A 17012-nucleotide genomic window follows, 5' to 3' on the forward strand; every position below is an offset into this window, starting at 1 on the left:
CTAACCGGCGCCGCCTGATTTCGCCTGAGCGATTCACGCGGCGCTCTTTTTATGACGCTCTGTTCGGGTGCCCCTCTTGTTGTTTCAGGACGCACTGCAAATCGCAAAGCACAATGAATTCAAAAAATCCTCCTAAAAAGAATAACTGGTCCTGGCGCAGTCAGGCCTTTCGAGGCCTGATTTACCAGGTCATCGCCATTCTGGCTATCGGCGGCTTTGTCTGGTTTCTGGCCCACAACACCCTGCTCAACATGCGGGTGCGTGGCATCCAGAGCGGGTTTGACTTTCTGAAACAAGCGGCCGGCTTTGATATCGGCGAAAGCCTGTATCCGTTTGACTCGGCCCAACCGTACTGGCAAGCCTTCCTGGTGGGCGTCACCAACACCCTGCGCGTGGCCGTGCTGGGCATTATTCTGGCCACCGTGTTAGGCACCCTGTTAGGCGTGGGGCGGTTCTCGCGCAATGCCTTGGTGCGCGGCCTGTGCCAGGTCTACGTGGAGCTTTTTCGCAACATCCCCGTGCTATTGCAACTGCTGCTGTGGTACGTGATCTTGACCGAGGTATTGCCCGCCGCATCTGATGCCTGGGTGTTCGGCTCTTTTTTCTTGAGCAAAGGCGGGCTCAACTACCCGATTCCGGTGTGGTCTATCGGGCAATTGTGGGCCGCTTATGGTTTGATCCCCGGTTTGGTTTTGGCCTGGGTTTACCGGCGCTGGGCCAAGCGCCAGTTTGAGGCGACCGGCCGGGTGCGCAGCATGGTCTGGATGCCGCTGGTGATTGTTCTTGCGGCCAGCCTGCTCGGATGGTTGCTCGGTGGCGCACCCACGGCATTGAACCGACCGTTCAAAGGTGATTTTTCGATTGAAAACGGGGGGGCGCTGACACCTGAGTTTTTGGCTGTGTTATTGGGTCTGACGCTTTACACCGCCTCCTTCATAGCCGAAGTGGTGCGCGGTGGCATCCAGTCGGTAGCGCTGGGCCAGAGTGAAGCGGCGGCCGCCTTGGGCCTGAGCCGCCAGCAGGAAATGCGCCTGGTGATGCTGCCACAGGCGTTGCGCGTGATCATCCCGCCGCTGACCAACCAATACCTCAATTTGACCAAAAACTCCTCGCTGGCGGTGGCCATTGGCTACCCCGATGTGGTCTCCATTGCCAACACCGCGCTCAACCAGACCGGCCGCGCGGTGGAGTGCATTTCATTGGTGATGCTGGTTTACCTGAGCACCTCACTGGGTACCGCCGTTCTGATGAACTGGTACAACAGCCGCTCTGCCATCAAAGAACGTTGACCCTGGACCCACACCATGACTGCAACTATTTTTCAACCTATTGCTGCGCGCCCTGCCCCGGTCGACACCGAGGGCCCGGTCGCCTGGGTCAAAGCCAATTTGCTGGCTGACTGGAAAACCACCCTGGCGACCCTGATCGTTGGCGGCGTTTTACTGTGGCTGGTACCGCAAATCCTGAACTGGGCGGTGTTCAAAGCCGCCTGGCTGCCCAACTATGAGGCCTGCCGCGCCCCCGGTGTGGGCGCCTGCTGGGGCGTGATCGCCGAAAAATACCGTGTCATCATCTTCGGACGCTACCCGTTTGAGGAACAATGGCGCCCGCTCATTGCCACTGTGTTGCTCACCGGCTTGCTGGTGGCCAGTTGCGTGCGCATGTTCTGGAAAACCTGGCTGCCGCTGCTGTGGGTGGTCGTGCTGGCGGCATTTTTCACTCTGATGTACGGCAACTCGCTGGGCCTGACCCAAGTGGACACCGATCGCTGGGGCGGCTTGCCGCTGACCATTCTGCTGGCTTCGCTGTCCCTGGTGATGTCGTTCCCGATTGCACTGCTGGTGGCACTGGGGCGGCGCTCCAGCCTGCCCGCCATCCGCAGTTTTTGCACCATTTACGTCGAGTTGATTCGCGGCGTGCCGCTGATCTCGGTGCTGTTCATGGCCTCCTTCATGTTTCCGCTGTTCATGCCGCAAGGCTTCAAGATCGACGTGCTGATCCGCGTGCTGGTGGGCATCACCCTGTTTGCCGCGGCCTATTCGGCCGAGGTCATTCGCGGCGGTCTGCAGGCCATTCCCAAGGGGCAAGTCGAGGCGGCCGCCACCCTGGGGCTGTCGTACTGGCAAACCCAGCGCAAGATCGTGCTGCCACAAGCCCTGGCGATGGTGGTGCCGGGCATCATGAACAACTTCATTTCCACCTTCAAGGACACCTCGCTGGTCACCATCGTCAGCCTCTATGAATTGACCGGGGCCATGAGCCTGGCGCTTAACTCCGACTCCAACTGGCGCCCGTTCACGATTGAAGGCTACATTTTTATTGCCCTGATTTACTTTGTGTTTTGCTTCTCCATGTCGCGCTACAGCCACTGGGTGGAAAAACAAGTCAACAAAAGCAAGCTGCGCTGAAACCCTCTCACCCAAAAGAAAACAATCATGTCCGAGTCCTCAACCCCACAACCCATCATCATTTTCGACAAGGTCAACAAGTGGTACGGCAATAACTTTCATGTGCTGCGCGACATTGACCTGACCGTGGCCAAGGGCGAACGCATCGTCATTTGCGGACCGTCGGGCTCGGGAAAATCCACGCTGATCCGCTGCATCAATCGCCTTGAAGAGCACCAACAAGGGCGTCTGGTTGTGGACGGGATCGAACTCGCTGACGACGTCAAGGCCATCGACCAGGTGCGCAAGGAAGTCGGCATGGTGTTTCAGCAATTCAATCTGTTCCCCCACCTGACGGTCCTGGAGAACCTGACGCTGTCACCGATGTGGGTCGGAAAAATGCCCAAAAAGGAAGCCGAGGAAAAGGCCATGCACCAGCTCAACCGGGTGCGCATCGCCGAGCAGGCCGAGAAATACCCGCTGCAACTCTCGGGCGGCCAGCAGCAGCGGGTCGCCATTGCGCGTGCCCTGTGCCTCAAGCCCAAAATCATGCTGTTTGACGAGCCCACCTCGGCGCTGGACCCCGAAATGATCAAGGAAGTGCTCGATGTGATGATCGCCATGGCCGATGAGGGCATCACCATGCTGTGCGTCACGCACGAAATGGGCTTTGCCAAGGCGGTGGCCGACCGCGTGATCTTTATGGATCAGGGTCAGATCGTGGAACAAAACAATCCGCATGACTTCTTCAACAACCCGCAAAACGAGCGCAGCAAAGACTTTTTGTCTAAGATTCTGGGGCATTGAGCGCCGGGTCAGCTGATGGCCGGGCTCGGTTGACTGGCAGCAGGATCAAGCCGGCCCGCAAAGGTCAGCTGATATTAGCTATTATTTTTATAGCAATACATCCTTATTTAACGGTGGCTAGAAGCCAAAAAGCCTTAAACTTTTTGGCAAACCGACATGCGGTACTGCCCTGGCCCCTGACCTTGCCAGCCCTTGAAGGCATGATGAAACGCCGGCGTATCCTGAAAACCCAGCAGATAAGCCACCTCGGCCACCGGCATGGCCGAGTTGCTCAGGTAATGGCGAGCCAATTCGTGGCGGCTGCTGTCCAGCAGCGTCTGATAAGCCACCCCCACATCCGCCAGGCGGCGCTGCAAGGTGCGGGTGGACAGGTGCAGGTCTGAGGCGACGCCGGCGAGTTTGACCGAACCGCTGCCCAGACGACCGGAAATACTTTGGCGCACCTGGGCCACGATGCCCACATCCTGCGGATAACGCGCTTGCAGCAAGGCTTCGGCGTGCTGCTGCAGCAGAGGCAACAGGGCTTTGTTGGCTTGCGGGATCGGGCAGGCCAGTACCGAGGCCGGAAAGACTGCCCGGTTTTCAGCCGCGCCCCAGCGCACACGCGCCCCACTCCACTGCCCAATGCGCGCCGATGTGGCGGCGTCGGTGACGTGCGTGAACTCAAGGTCAAAATCGATCAGGGGCTTGCCGATCAGCCACTGGGCGCAGGTTTGAATGCCAGAGAACACAGATTCCGCCAGCACACCGGCCATCGGATGCACGGCGCAGTCGTTGCGCCAGGCGTAAACCACCCTGTCTGCGTGCCGGGTGAAGCTGGAGCGGCCCAGGTCATGCACCAGCGACTCAAAACGCAGTACCTGTTGCAGTGCATCCCCCAGGGTTGGACAAGCCAGCAGCAAGATACCGTTGACGCCATAGGAGGTGGGTTTGACACACTGCCCCAGACGCCAGCCAAACAGCGGCCCACCCTGTTCACGGGCCGCCCGCAGCAGGTCCAGGTAGGCCGCTACCGAAACATCGTCATCGCCGATGGCGGTGCGCCCGAGCGTCGCCATCAACAGCGCATCATCCAGCCCCTGTGCACGCGCTGCATCCCACAGCGTGTGGGCATAGGGCGCCACCACACGCGCGCTTGGAGCTGCGGCCGGGATTGAACAGTCGGTTAACGGCATCGCGCAATGATAGTCGCGCGCCTTTGCATTGAAGCTTGAATTGCTTGGCCGCTATGGCTTCAACAAGTTCCAGCGCCTGCGCTGCATTCAGGGCATTCTGTCGGCCGGACCGGCGTCGATGACGATGGCCCGAAAGTCGTTCACATTGGTCAGGGTGGGCCCGGTCACCACAGAGTCACCCAGCGCCTGAAAGAACCCGTGACCATCGTTGTTGTCGAGACTGGCACGTGGATTGATGCCAAGGCCCCAGGCCCGAGCCAAGGTGTCGGGTGTGATGACGGCACCGGCAATTTCCTCGGCGCCATCAACGCCATCGGTATCGCCGGCAATGGCATGGATGGCGGTCAGTCCGTCGAGGGCAACAGCGAGCGCGAGCAAAAACTCCACATTGCGACCACCCCGGCCTGTTCCCTGCACCGTCACTGTGGTCTCGCCGCCCGACAGCAGCACACAGGGCGGTGTGAAGGGTTGACCGTGCAGAGCCACCTGCCGTGCGATGCCAGCCAGCGTCTTGCCAACCTCGCGTGCCTCGCCCTCCAGGCTGTCACTGAGGATGTAGCTTGCAAGGCCCGCGCTGCGGGCGACGCGTGCCGCAGCTTCGAGTGCCATTTGGGGCGCTGTGATCATGCGCGTCTCGCTTCCCACCAGCCGCAAGTCGCCAGGCTTGACGCTCTCGCCCTGGCCGGATTCCAGCATCGAGCGCACTGCGGGCGACAACTCAATGCGGTAACGATCAACGATGGCCAGCGCATCGGCGCAGGTGCTTGGGTCCGCCACCGTGGGGCCGGAGGCAATGTCAACCGGTGCGTCGCCGGGCACGTCCGAAATCAGCAGGGTGAGCAGTCTGGCGGGGTGGCAGGCTGCACCGAGCCGCCCACCCTTGATGCTTGAGAGGTGACGGCGCACGCAGTTCATCTCGGAGATGCTCGCCCCGCTCTTGAGCAACTGAACGTTGACGGCCTGCTTGTCCGCCAGCGTCAAGCCTGGGCCCGGTGCGACCAGCAGTGAGGAGCCGCCGCCGGAGATCAGTGCAATCACCAAATCGTCAGGGGTCAGGTCGCTCACGGCATCCAAGATGCGCTGGGTGGCAAGCAGACCGGCTGCATCGGGTACCGGATGCGCCGCCTGCACAATGTTGATTCGCTTGCAAGGCACTTCGTAACCATAGCGCGTGACCACCAGACCTTCGAGCGGACCGCTCCAATGCTCTTCCAGCGCCCGCGCCATGGCAGCAGAGGCTTTCCCCGCGCCGATGACGATTGTTCTGCCCTTTGGCTGTGCTGGCAAAAATAGCGGCAGGCACAGCGCCGGCTGCGCTGACGCAACGGCTGCGTCGAACATGCTGCGCAGCAATTGCCTGCGGTCGATCGGGGTTTCTGTTGTCATGTGCGTACTCTTTGATCAAGGGGCAAGGTTCGAATGAAGCAAAAAAGGTTTCGTACCTGGCGCGATCGGACAATTGGTTGGCGGCATCATCAACTGCGCTGACTGACGCACAGGCTCTGCGTGGCCCGGCCAATGAGCCCGTGTATATCGTAGAGCTTTGACTCGGCGAGGCCGCCACCGTTCGGGCCAAGGTAGGTACGGGCATCAAGGCAGATCCACTCGCCCTGAGGCCGACGCAAGAGATTGATGGTCAGGTCCGAATTGACGAAGCTGTAGCTTTTTAAATCGAGAATCGCGCTGATGCCATTGCCCGAATCAGCGGCAACGGCGACGCGCTGGTAGACACTGGGTGCTTCGCTGCCGAGCAGCGGGTGGCGCAAGCGGAACCAGATGGCGCAGGGACCGTTGAAGAAGCGGCCGTGCGCGACGCGGGTCTCGACCAGGTCGGAGTAGCCCACATGCTTGCTGGCGAACGGGAACGTCGCCGCTTGCGACGCTTCGGGCCCCATCGGTGCCAGTGGCAGCGGGTGGCCCGGCAGGCCGTCGGGCAGTTGCAGGTCGTTCTCGCGCTGGGCCAGTGCCGTGAAGCGCGCGACTTCCTTCCCGCCAGCCAGGAGCCGCGCCGAGAAATGGCCGGCGTTGCGTCCGGCATAGTCGGTGGCGACCTCGACCGCGACCTCGCCAATTGGCACCGGACGCAGCAGGTTGGCGGTGAGCCGCGCGATGTGGGTCAAGCCGTGGGCGGCGGCGGCGTGTTCAATGGCGCGGCACACCAGCGCAATAGGTGGCCCGGCGTGCTGGTGCGCGGGGTGCCAGGGACCGCGCGTGAGTAAGCTGGCATGGTAGGCGCCACTGTCCAACACGGTGTAGGCGCTGGCGGGCATGGCTGAGGTCATGGTCATGGGTTATTGAGGCTCGTGGAGCCCCCTCCTATGCGCACATTATCCCGTGAAGAACCGGCGGCGCGGGAGTATCAAGCAGCAACGAAGCTGATCCAGGCTATGTCTGCCGACATGGCATCTCCACTGTCAAATAACATTTGTATTGGGCCAGCAGTTTTGAAACGCGGCCTGCGACCTCGACACCTGGATTGGCTCAGCCCCTCCCGAGGGCACACAAGACAGAAGCCCGCGCCGATGCGGGACTCTCGTAAAAAACGATTCTGTTCAACGTTTGCGCCGGCGCGACGCGTACAGGCCAATCAAGGCGACTGCCATCAGTGCAGTCAGGGGTGGCTCGGGCACGGTTGTCGTGAAGCGGTCCCCGATGACTTGATGTGCGCTCGTCGTCGGATGCACGCTGTCCCAAAACAGGTAGGAGTCGGGGTTCGCACAGACCGCCACGCCGTTGAAACACGGCTGCGTCACGTTCGAGAGACCGTAGTCAGCGGGGTTGTTGATCAGACTGTTCAACAGGCTGAAAGTGTCAAACTCGAGAATATTGAGGCCGGGATCTGCTGCATTCAATGCGTCGGCCAACAAATGAAGCCCAGTGTTGAAACCCACGGTTATCCCTGTGAGTTGGGCCGACGCTGCTGCCCCTAAAGACAGTCCAAAAGGCGTCAGCCCTATGTTGGGCATGTTCGGCATCAGGATGGTACGGGCCCCGTCAAGGTACAGCTGCTGCGTCGCCAACTGCAGGTTGAACAACGCCAGGGACATGGCAGCCACAGGATCGGCTGCGGAATCGAGCGCCGAGAAAAGGTCGTTCGGTCCGGCCCAAAGCACGACCAGACTTGAGGGATTAAGACTGTGTAATGAAGTGAAATCGGCCACTTGTGCCAGCACGCCGGTGTTGCTGCCGGAAAATGCCGCAGCAACCAACGGATTCGAATTCAACCTGAGGTAGTTCGTCGATCCCGTCTCTGCGCCCCCGTAGGCATAGTTACTGCCTCCGAGCAGCGACGGGGTCAACGAAAGCCCCAGATTGGCAGCCAGTCGCTCGACGGCGACGGGGCCGTTGCTGAAGCGCTGGGCATACGGAGCGGGTGGAAAGCCGTTCCCCGGCCCGAAAATGGCTTCAGTGTAGGCATAGGCGTTGCCACCGTCCGAGAGGCTGTCGCCGAAGACGGTGATCGACGTGTACGGCGTAGCCGCCGCCGCGACAGAAGCGCACGTGAGAACGAGTGTCAAGACGCCACGTAATATCTTTTCAAGCATTTTCCGCACCCCCATTCAAGTCCTCGGTCACAGCGAACGGCACGCCCCGTTGGCACGAGCACATTCCTGAAGGAATTGCGACACATCATTCGCAATTCGTCAAACATGCGCAAGATTCAGGCCAAATGCAAAAAATTGTTAGATTTCAAGGGCTTGCGGGAGATACTTCCGAGGTCACGCGGCGAACTGTAAAGTAAACCGACGTCGGATCAATAGTCCGTCATAGCGGCCAATAGATGCAAAATAAATAGCAGCTCACCCATATTCAACGGGGGCTAGAGGCCTAAAACACATAAAGTTCGAACAGCGTAGTGGTCAAACCTGGCGCGATAGAACAATCGATTGGCGGCATCGCGAAACGGCAAATGACTGGCCTTGTTCTACAGTCGGCTTGATACGGAAGCAACAAGGAGCACGGCATGCGACGATGGAACGGCTGGGGCGACGACGCGACCTCGATAGACCTGAGCGAGGCCGCGCGCGCCATGCTGAACACGCGCCTGGGGCCTGGACTGCCCGCAGTTGACGCCACGCGCGACGCGATGCTGGCGCAGGTTCCGGCCTCGCGCCTGCCCACACACCCGCTGATTCAAACCGACGCCGACACCCGCTTTGCCATGGCGCTGGGCGAGAGCTTTGGCGACTGGATCCGCAAGCGCTTTGGCGCCCTGCCCCCGGTGCCCGACGGCGTGACCTTTCCTGAATCCTCCGAACAGGTGCGCGAGCTGATCGACTTGGCCAACGCAAACAACTGGATCGTGATCCCGTTTGCCGGTGGCACCAGCGTGGCCGGGCATCTGGATTGCCCGATCAGCCAGCGGCCGATCCTGTCGATCAACTTGAGTCGCATGAACCGACTGCTGCACCTGGACAAGGCCAGCCAGTTGGCCACCTTCGGCGCGGGCACGCCGGGGCCGCAGGTGGAGGCGCAATTGCGCGCGCACGGCTACACGCTGGGGCATTTTCCGCAGTCCTTCGAGTACTCCACGGTGGGCGGCTGGGTGGTGACACGCTCCAGCGGCCAGCAGTCGCTGCGCTATGGGCGTATCGAGCAGCTGTTTGCGGGCGGGAGGCTGGAGTCCCCCGTCGGCACGCTGACCATTCCGACCGTGCCGGCGGCCAGCGCCGGGCCGGACCTGCGCGAGCTGGTGCTGGGCTCGGAGGGCCGCTTTGGCATTCTGACCGAGGCCACGGTGCGGGTTTCGACGCTGCCGGAGCACGAGAGTTTTCACGCCCTGTTTTTCCCCGACTGGGACGCTGCCGAGGCTGCGGTGCGCGAGCTGGTGCAGCGCAAACTGCCCTTGAGTCTGCTGCGCCTGTCCAACGGCATCGAGACCGAAACCAACCTCACGCTGGCCGGCCACGCGCGCCTGATCGGCTGGCTGCAGCGCTATTTGTCCTGGCGCGGCTGTGGCGTGGGCAAGTGCATGCTGATGCTGGGCGTGACGGCCGACACACACACCGCGCGGCACGCCCTGCGCGAGGCGCGGCGCCTGCTGGCAACCCACGGCGCCGTCTACATCGGGCGCGCCATGGGTAACAAATGGGTGGCCAACCGCTTCAAAGGCCCTTACCTGCGCAACACGCTGTGGGAACAGGGCTACTCCGCCGACACGATCGAGACGGCAGTGGACTGGCCGCAGGTGAAGCACCTGATGCTGGCCATGGAGCAGGCGGCGCGCGATGTATTTGCCCCCTACGGCGAGCGGGTGCACGCGTTCACCCATCTGTCGCATCTGTACCCGCAGGGCAGCAGCATTTATTCGCAATTTGTGTGGGCTACTGCACCGGGCGGCTTTGCGCCCAATTTCGAGCGCTGGCAGCGCCTCAAAACGGCAGTGGCCGCCACCGTCGCTGCACACGGCGGCACGGTGAGCCACCAGCACGGTGTCGGGCGCGACCACGCCGCCCATCTGGCCGACGAGAAAGGACCACTGGGCATGGCCACGCTGGCTGAGCTGTGTCGCCACTTCGATCCGAAAAAAATCATGAACCCCGGCAAGCTGCTGCAGGACGGTGGACCATGGGCGAGTTAAACGCAGGCACAGAACGCGCCAAAGGCCTGGCGCGGCTCGACGCCCCCACCTGGGACCTGGTGGTGATTGGCGGCGGCATCAGCGGCGCCGGGGTGGCACAGCAGGCGGCGCGCCGCGGCTGGACCGTGCTGCTGATCGAGCAGCGCGACTTTGCCTGGGGCACGTCCAGCCGCTCCTCCAAGCTGGTGCATGGGGGCTTACGCTACCTCAAGGAAGGCGACATCAAGACCACCCTGCACTCGGTGCGCGAGCGCGAGCGCCTGATGCGCGAGGCGCCAGAATTGATCGAGCCGCAGAGCTTTTTGTTTGCGAATTGCGAAGGGCGCAAGCCGGGCCGCTGGCTGTTTCAACTGGGCTTGACGATTTACGACTGGATGGCAGGTCTTCGCAGCCATTTCTGGGCCGATCTGGCGACCACGCAGGCGCTGGCGCCGGGTCTGGCGCCACCCAAAATGCGCGGCGCGCTGGTATTCCAGGACGCCAAGACCGACGATGCGCGTCTGGTGTGGCGTGTGCTGATGGAGGCGCAGCGCGACGGCGCACTGGTCTTGAACTACGTGAGCGCACTTGGCTTGCAGCTTGATGCGGGTCGCGTGTCCAGCATCACGCTGCAAGACGTGCTCACCCACCAGCAATTTCAGGTACGTGCCAAAGCCGTGGTCAACGCCACCGGCGCCTGGGCCGACCGGCTGCGTGGAGCGGTGGGCGGCAAGCCCATGCTGCGCCCTTTGCGCGGCAGTCACTTGGTGGTGCCGTTCTGGCGCTTGCCCGTCGCGCAATCCATCAGCCTGATGCACCCGACGGACGACCGACCCGTGTTTCTCTACCCCTGGGAGGGCGCCACGCTGATTGGCACCACCGACCTCGATCACCGCGAGGATCTGGATGTCGAGGCCTCCATCACGCCGCAAGAGGTGGACTACCTGCTGGCCGCCGTGAACGACCAGTTCCCCGCCGCCGCCCTGCGCGCCGCCGATATCAGCGCCTGTTACGCCGGGGTGCGTCCGGTGGTGGATGACGGCACGGGTTCGGCCTCCCACGCCGCGCGGGACCATGTGGTGCTGGATGAGTCGGGCCTGGTGACGCTGACCGGCGGCAAGCTCACGACCTTTCGGCTGATGGCGCAAGACGCCTTGGCGCTGGCGGCGCCGCATGTCGGCAAGCCGTTTGCGCGAGAAGCCGCCGCCGTGTTCACCCCGGTAGGCGAATTGAATCCACGCTGGAGCGCGGCCGTGCGGCACCGGCTGGCGGCGCGCTACGGCTATCGGGCGCAGGCACTCTGCGCTGGCGCGACCGACGCTGAGCTGCAAACCATTCCCGGCACCAACACCCTGTGGCTGGAGCTCGCAATCGCGGCCAAGCATGAGGCCATCGAGCATCTGGACGATCTGCTGTTGCGCCGCACGCGGCTGGGCATTCTGTTGCCGCGTGGTGGCCTGGACCATCTGGCGCGCATCCGGTCGCTGTGCGAGTCGCATTTGCTGTGGAGCGATACCCAATGGCAAACTGAGATCGAGCGCTACCGCGCGCTGATTGCCGCACACTATCAAGCGCCCGACCCACTCGTGATACCTTGCGGGGCAGACCGCAGCCTGCGCAGCAGGCCAGCTCTGTCCTCAACTGATTGAGCCCCCATGAGCAAGACCTACCTTCTCGCCATCGACAACGGCACCCAGAGCGTACGCGCCCTGCTCTTTGATTTGCAAGGCAATCTGGTGGACAAGGCGCAGGTCACCATCACCAGCTACCAGTCACCGCAACCGGGATGGATGGAGAACGACCCCGAGGCCTTCTGGCAAGCCCTGTGCGACGCTTGCCAGCGCCTGTGGGCCGTCACCAGCGTGCCCAAGAGCGCGATTGCAGGCGTGGTCATCACCACCCAGCGTGGCACCACCATCGCGCTGGACAAAGGCGGCCTGCCCTTGCGCCCGGCCATGATCTGGCTGGACCAGCGCCGCGCCGACCAGTTGCCCAAGCTGGCGTGGTGGTGGGACGCCGCCTTTCGCGCCATCGGCATGCGTGAGACCGTGCGCTTTTTTCAGCGCGAAGCCGAGGCCAACTGGATCGCGCAGCATCAGCCTGAACTCTGGGCCAAGACCGACAAATACCTGCTGCTGTCGGGCTACCTCAACTACCGCTTTACCGGCCGCTTTGTTGATTCGGTGGCCGCGCAGGTGGGTTACATCCCGTTCGACTACAAAAAGGGTTGCTGGGCTCCCAAACACGACTGGAAATGGCAGGCCATGCCGATCACCGCCGCCATGTTGCCCGAGCTGGTGCCTGCGGGCGCCCTCATCGGCCAGGTCAGCGCGCAGGCGGCGCTGGCCACCGGCATTCCGCAAGGCTTGAGCTTGATCGCCGGTGCCGCCGACAAAGCCTGCGAGGTCATCGGTGCGGGCTGCCTCACGCCCGAGATTGCATGCCTGTCTTACGGCACCGCCGCCACCATCAACACCACCACAGTGCGTTACCTGGAGGCCACGCGCTTCATTCCGCCCTACCAGGCGGCCGTGCCGGGCCACTACAACACCGAGATCCAGATCACGCGCGGCTTCTGGATGGTGAGCTGGTTCAAGGCGCAGTTTGGTCTGCATGAGCAGCAGCTTGCGCTGGAGCGCGGCGTGGCACCCGAGAGCCTGTTTGACGAGTTGGTGAACACTGTGCCGCCCGGCTCACTGGGCCTGATGCTGCAGCCGTTCTGGAACCCCGGCATCAAGGTGCCCGGCCCGGAGGCCAAGGGCGCGGTCATTGGCTTTGGCGACGTGCACACACGCGCCCACCTGTACCGCGCGATCCTGGAAGGCCTGGCCTATGCGCTGCGTGAAGGCAAGGAACGAATCGAGAAGCGTGGCGGGCAGCGTGTCACGCGCGTGCGGGTGTCGGGCGGCGGCTCGCAAAGCGATGCGGCGATGCAGATCACGGCCAATGTCTTCAACCTGCCGTGCGAGCGGCCGCACCTGTACGAGACCAGCGGCCTGGGCGCCGCCATTCTGGCCGCCGTGGGTTTGAAGCTGCACCCTGACTTTGCCACCGCCGTTCATGAGATGACCCGCATCGGCCAGGTGTTTGAACCCGAACCCGCGCATGCCAATACCTACGAGCAGCTCTACCGCCGTGTCTACTGCCGCATGTACCGGCGGCTGCAGCCGCTGTACCGGGATATTCAGGCGATCACGGGTTATCCGGAGAATTGAAAAAACCAGATCAAGCGTGATCTCCCACTGGCCAACAATGCGCCTCAGGGGCTGGGTCGAATATTCTGATTCATGCGAAACAGATTATCTGGGTCGTATTTTTTCTTCGCGCTGACCAGGCGCTCGTACCCGGGTCCGTAAGCGGCCTTGATGCGCTCGGGTTCATCATCGGTCAGGAAATTGACGTACACACCGCCGGTCGCATAAGGCGCGGCCTCGCGGAAGAACCCGCGCGCCCAGGCGGTACCTTTCTGGTCTTCGGCCGCGGTCTCCCAGCGGCCATGAACGTTGCAGACGTAAATGGCATCCCGATGGGAATATGCCGTGGCATCGGGCTTGGGACGGGTGGTGGCGCCGCCGATCAGGCCAAAGAATATCTCGCAGTGCGGCGAGGGCAGGCTTTGAACGTATTTCACCGCCACATCAATGGCACCGTCACTCAGGTCGACAAAATTGTGTGATTTCCAGTAGTTCCGGGCTCCCGGGGCGAGCAGCGGGTCGAACGTCTGTTGCCAGGCCGTATAGGGCTGCATGCCGATATATTCCCCAAGCACCGTGCCCAATTTGCGCAAGGGTTCAATCGCCTTTCGTCCCTCGTCCGGATCGCCGGCGTGGAACACGCAGAAGGCGATGATTTCGGTCCCGTGCACCTCTGGGGGGAGAAACGGCAAGGGAGGCGCCTTGCGCATCACGGTCCAGACGTTCGTATCGTTGCCGAGTTTCTTGACGTAGTCACGGAATAACTTCAGCGCGGACGTCGCGTCCTTTAGCGCATAGACAATCAAACCACTCAGAACTTCCGGCCCCACCGGGTGAAGTTTGAATTCGAACCGGCTGACGACGCCAAAATTGCCGCTACCGCCCCGAATCGCCCAAAAGAGATCGGGGTTCTCCTTGTCGCTGGCGCGCAGCAGGCGCCCATCGGCGGTGATCACGTCGGCGGCCATCAGATTGTCGACCGTCATGCCGTACTTTCGAGACAGCCAGCCGAATCCACCGCCAAGCGTGAGTCCTGCCACACCCGTGGTCGAATTGATGCCCACCGGGGTGGCCAATCCAAAGGCCTGGCATTCGTGGTCAAAGTCGCCCAGCGTCGCTCCCGGCTCGACCTGCGCGACTGCCGCGATGGGGTCGACCGTCACCGCGCGCATAGCCGATAAATCGATGAGCAAACCACCTTCGCACACGGCATTGCCCGCGATGTTGTGTCCGCCCCCCTTGACGGCCGTCAGCAGGCGATGCTCATGCGCAAATGTCACGGCCTGGCGGATGTCGGCCACGCCGGCGCAACGCACCACCAACGCAGGGCTGCGATGGATCATGGCGTTCCAAACGGTGCGCGCTTTATCAAAGCCTTCGTCGTTCGGAAGCAGCAGCCCACCTCGCAAAGAGGATCTCAATTTTTCGACAGTGGCTTCATCAAATGTGGCACGCTCTCCAGACAGTTGAAGCACTTTCAAGCTTTCCATACTTCGCCTCCATTTCCATGAATAATGCGGATCTCGCTTTGATCCGTCTTCGCGCCTTGTCCGTCCCTGGGGTTCAGCTTAGGCAGGCCGGGCACCATCGCCGCCATGGACGTCACTTCGTCGTCAGACACTGATCCCGGCGCAGTCCTGCGCATTGAAATCCGCACATGCCGCTTTCAATATAGTCAATTTCTTAAACCTTACAAGGATTTTCTGAAATGAGCATCATTCCTATTACCAGAGTGACATGCATGCTTCCGGTCAAGGACAGCCGCGCGAAGCCTGCGGCCCATGGGAGGCAAGCCAGCGGGCGGAAAGGCGCCATACACGACCTTGAGTTTTCGCGTCGACAACATCGCTGATGCCATTGCACGGCTTGGGGCGCGTGGCGTAACTTTTGCCGACTACGACTACCCCCAACCTGAAAACGGTCGGCCATGTCTGCGTGCTCGGCACGGAGAAGGCGGCTTGGTTTGAGGACACCGAAGGCAATATCCTGTGCCTGCACGAAGACGTGGCGCGAACGTCAGCGGCTGCAGGGCTCGTCAACTCCCATGACGTTCGGGGGAAAACGGCTATTTGCCCCCGGTCGACTAAGGTGGCATCATTTAACACGCGCATCAACAGGCACTTGAATGTCCCGCCCCAACCTGAAGTCCGATCAACGCTGGTTCAAGCAGTTGTTTGAGTCATCATCAAATCCCGCCCGGATCATCGACGGTAACCGGTTTGTCGAGTGCAATGAGGCCGCCGTCAGGATGCTGGGCTACACAAGCCGCGGCCAGTTCCTGAATGTCCATCCGTCAAAACTCTCACCCCCCAACGCAATCCGATGGTCAAGATTCCTTCGCCAAGGCCGAGCACATGATGGCCATTGCCATGGACAAGGGTTTGCACCGGTTTGAATGGATACACACCAGGGCCGACGGCACGAACTTCGTCGCCGAGGTCACGCTCTCGATCGTCGAACTGGAAAGCAGGCCCGTCATCTATTGTGTCTGGCGCGACATCACTGAACGTAAGCGCATCGAAGAGACACTGCAACGGCAGAACTACATACTGTCCGCCGTCATCGAAAACTTCCCAGGCGGCATCTCACTGTTCGACGCTGAGCTGCGCCTGGCGGCGCACAACGACCAGTTCAAGCAGTTGCTCGATCTTCCCGATTCGCTGCTCGGCAATCCCGGGGTGGGTTTCGAAGACATCGCTCGCTACAACACGGGTCGCGGCGAGTACGGCCCCGGTGACCCCAAGCAGCAGATCGCAGCCATCGTTGCCCGGGCAAGCCACTTTCAGGCCCACAAATTCGAGCGAGTTCGCCCCAACGGAACGGTGCTGGAGATCCGTGGCATGCCCCTGCCAGACGGCGGTTTCGTCAGCACCTACATGGATATCAGCGAGCGCAAGCTGGCCGACTCGCAGCAACGTATTGCCGCCACTGCCTTTGAATCTCAGGAGGGCATGTTCATCACCGATGCGGCCGGCACGATCCTGCGCGTCAACCGGGCCTTCACGGACATTACCGGCTATACGGCCGAAGCGGCCGTGGGTCAGAATTCGCGCCTGCTCAAATCTGGCAGACACGACACAGCCTTTTATGCTGCCATGATGGACAGCCTGCGATGTAGCGGCAGATGGCAGGGAGGACTCTGGAATCGGCGCAGGAACGGCGAGGTCTACCCCGAATGGCTCAGGATCACCGCGGTCAAGGGCGACGCGGGAGAAATCACCAACTACGTTGCCACCTTAACCGACATCACCGTGCGCAAGCGGGCGCAAGACGAAATCAGGAATCTGGCGTTTCATGACGCGCTGACTCAACTGCCGAACCGTCGTCTTCTCAGCGACCGCCTGAGCCAGGCCCTGGCAGCGAGCAAGCGCAGTGCCTGTTATGGCGCATTGATGTTTCTTGGTTTGGACAACGTCAAGCCGCTCAATGACACGCACGGGCATGAGGTGGGCGATTTGCTGCTGGTTGAGGCGGCGGATCGACTCACGCGGTGTGTACGTGAAATAGACACTGTTGCGCGCTTCGGCGGCGATGAGTTTGTGGTGATGTTGGTCGATTTGGAGGTGAATCTGCCGCAAGCGGCCCTGCAGGCCCGGTGTATTGCTGAAAAAGTCCGCGTTGCATTGGCTCCGCCCTATCTGCTGACTCTCAATCACGGGTCGAACACCAACACCACCGTTGAGCATCATTGCACGGTGAACATCGGTGTGGCGTTGTTCATGGACCACAAAGGCAGCACAGACGACTTCCTGAAGTGGGCTGATATCGCAATATACAAAGCCAAAGAAGCGGGGCGCAATGCCGCTGCGTTCCATGACTGCGACGCATGACAAAATCCCAATGGCACGCAGGGCCTGACGCCGGCCCGATCCAGGTATGAAATATGCAC

The 17012-nt window shown here is 61.6% G+C and carries 13 protein-coding genes; 8 read left to right on the forward strand and 5 right to left on the reverse strand.

Going from position 1 to position 17012, the window contains the following annotated elements; genetic code table 11:
- Positions 1-113 precede the first annotated feature (113 nt).
- Genes RFER_RS11735 through RFER_RS11745 form a run of 3 tightly spaced genes read left to right on the forward strand, consistent with a single transcriptional unit; the run spans position 114 to position 3194 of the window.
- Positions 114-1289, forward strand: coding sequence for an amino acid ABC transporter permease (locus RFER_RS11735; RefSeq protein ID WP_011464611.1), 1176 nt, complete (start codon positions 114-116; stop codon positions 1287-1289).
- Positions 1290-1304: 15 nt separating this feature from the next.
- Complete coding sequence (locus RFER_RS11740; protein ID WP_011464612.1) at positions 1305-2408, forward strand: amino acid ABC transporter permease; 1104 nt, start codon at positions 1305-1307, stop codon at positions 2406-2408.
- A gap of 27 nt (positions 2409-2435) precedes the next feature.
- Positions 2436-3194, forward strand: coding sequence for an amino acid ABC transporter ATP-binding protein (locus RFER_RS11745; RefSeq protein ID WP_011464613.1), 759 nt, complete (start codon positions 2436-2438; stop codon positions 3192-3194).
- Between the two features lie 134 nt (positions 3195-3328).
- On the opposite strand, the gene RFER_RS11750 is transcribed toward RFER_RS11745, so the two are convergent.
- From RFER_RS11750 to RFER_RS11765, 4 genes are all read right to left on the reverse strand, one after another.
- Positions 3329-4369, reverse strand: a complete 1041-nt coding sequence (locus tag RFER_RS11750; protein ID WP_011464614.1) for an AraC family transcriptional regulator — start codon at positions 4367-4369, stop codon at positions 3329-3331.
- 87 nt (positions 4370-4456) lie between these two features.
- Complete coding sequence (locus RFER_RS11755; protein WP_011464615.1) at positions 4457-5755, reverse strand: glycerate kinase type-2 family protein; 1299 nt, start codon at positions 5753-5755, stop codon at positions 4457-4459.
- Positions 5756-5844: 89 nt separating this feature from the next.
- A complete protein-coding gene (locus RFER_RS11760; RefSeq protein WP_011464616.1) occupies positions 5845-6657 on the reverse strand; it encodes a thioesterase family protein in 813 nt (270 codons plus the stop codon).
- 264 nt (positions 6658-6921) lie between these two features.
- Entirely contained in the window at positions 6922-7914 is a 993-nt protein-coding gene (locus RFER_RS11765) for an SGNH/GDSL hydrolase family protein (protein WP_011464617.1), read from the reverse strand.
- 419 nt (positions 7915-8333) lie between these two features.
- Here RFER_RS11765 and RFER_RS11770 point away from each other — a divergent pair, with 419 nt between their 5' ends.
- The 3 genes from RFER_RS11770 to RFER_RS11780 are packed head-to-tail and all read left to right on the forward strand — an operon-like array spanning position 8334 to position 13144.
- Positions 8334-9950, forward strand: coding sequence for an FAD-binding oxidoreductase (locus tag RFER_RS11770; RefSeq protein ID WP_011464618.1), 1617 nt, complete (start codon positions 8334-8336; stop codon positions 9948-9950).
- The gene (locus RFER_RS11775) at positions 9938-11578 is read left to right on the forward strand and encodes a glycerol-3-phosphate dehydrogenase/oxidase (RefSeq protein ID WP_011464619.1); all 1641 of its coding nucleotides are present in this window, start codon (positions 9938-9940) and stop codon (positions 11576-11578) included. Before RFER_RS11770 ends, RFER_RS11775 begins: the two co-directional genes overlap by 13 nt.
- 6 nt (positions 11579-11584) lie before the next feature.
- Positions 11585-13144, forward strand: a complete 1560-nt coding sequence (locus tag RFER_RS11780; protein WP_011464620.1) for an FGGY-family carbohydrate kinase — start codon at positions 11585-11587, stop codon at positions 13142-13144.
- Positions 13145-13188: 44 nt separating this feature from the next.
- Here RFER_RS11780 and RFER_RS11785 read toward each other — a convergent pair whose 3' ends face one another.
- Complete coding sequence (locus RFER_RS11785; RefSeq protein WP_011464621.1) at positions 13189-14613, reverse strand: FAD-binding oxidoreductase; 1425 nt, start codon at positions 14611-14613, stop codon at positions 13189-13191.
- A gap of 635 nt (positions 14614-15248) precedes the next feature.
- Here RFER_RS11785 and RFER_RS25110 point away from each other — a divergent pair.
- Both RFER_RS25110 and RFER_RS23000 read left to right on the forward strand, forming a co-directional pair.
- Positions 15249-15518 carry a PAS domain-containing protein gene (locus RFER_RS25110; protein WP_084795491.1) on the forward strand — a complete coding sequence of 90 codons (270 nt, stop codon included), beginning with the start codon at positions 15249-15251 and terminating at the stop codon, positions 15516-15518.
- Positions 15406-16953, forward strand: coding sequence for a PAS-domain containing protein (locus tag RFER_RS23000; RefSeq protein ID WP_011464622.1), 1548 nt, complete (start codon positions 15406-15408; stop codon positions 16951-16953). Before RFER_RS25110 ends, RFER_RS23000 begins: the two co-directional genes overlap by 113 nt.
- The last annotated feature ends 59 nt before the right edge of the window (positions 16954-17012 follow it).

This window comes from Rhodoferax ferrireducens T118, assembly GCF_000013605.1.
GTDB classification, from domain to species: domain Bacteria; phylum Pseudomonadota; class Gammaproteobacteria; order Burkholderiales; family Burkholderiaceae_C; genus Rhodoferax; species Rhodoferax ferrireducens.

Bases quoted from the DNA above. Each gene is read 5' to 3' on its own strand.
- RFER_RS11735 (WP_011464611.1), top strand. From the start codon at position 114: ATGAATTCAAAAAATCCTCCTAAAAAGAATAACTGGTCCTGGCGCAGT.
- RFER_RS11740 (WP_011464612.1), top strand. From the start codon at position 1,305: ATGACTGCAACTATTTTTCAACCTATTGCTGCGCGCCCTGCCCCGGTC.
- RFER_RS11745 (WP_011464613.1), top strand. From the start codon at position 2,436: ATGTCCGAGTCCTCAACCCCACAACCCATCATCATTTTCGACAAGGTC.
- RFER_RS11750 (WP_011464614.1), bottom strand. From the start codon at position 4,369: ATGCCGTTAACCGACTGTTCAATCCCGGCCGCAGCTCCAAGCGCGCGT.
- RFER_RS11755 (WP_011464615.1), bottom strand. From the start codon at position 5,755: ATGACAACAGAAACCCCGATCGACCGCAGGCAATTGCTGCGCAGCATG.
- RFER_RS11760 (WP_011464616.1), bottom strand. From the start codon at position 6,657: ATGACCATGACCTCAGCCATGCCCGCCAGCGCCTACACCGTGTTGGAC.
- RFER_RS11765 (WP_011464617.1), bottom strand. From the start codon at position 7,914: ATGCTTGAAAAGATATTACGTGGCGTCTTGACACTCGTTCTCACGTGC.
- RFER_RS11770 (WP_011464618.1), top strand. From the start codon at position 8,334: ATGCGACGATGGAACGGCTGGGGCGACGACGCGACCTCGATAGACCTG.
- RFER_RS11775 (WP_011464619.1), top strand. From the start codon at position 9,938: ATGGGCGAGTTAAACGCAGGCACAGAACGCGCCAAAGGCCTGGCGCGG.
- RFER_RS11780 (WP_011464620.1), top strand. From the start codon at position 11,585: ATGAGCAAGACCTACCTTCTCGCCATCGACAACGGCACCCAGAGCGTA.
- RFER_RS11785 (WP_011464621.1), bottom strand. From the start codon at position 14,613: ATGGAAAGCTTGAAAGTGCTTCAACTGTCTGGAGAGCGTGCCACATTT.
- RFER_RS25110 (WP_084795491.1), top strand. From the start codon at position 15,249: ATGTCCCGCCCCAACCTGAAGTCCGATCAACGCTGGTTCAAGCAGTTG.
- RFER_RS23000 (WP_011464622.1), top strand. From the start codon at position 15,406: ATGTCCATCCGTCAAAACTCTCACCCCCCAACGCAATCCGATGGTCAA.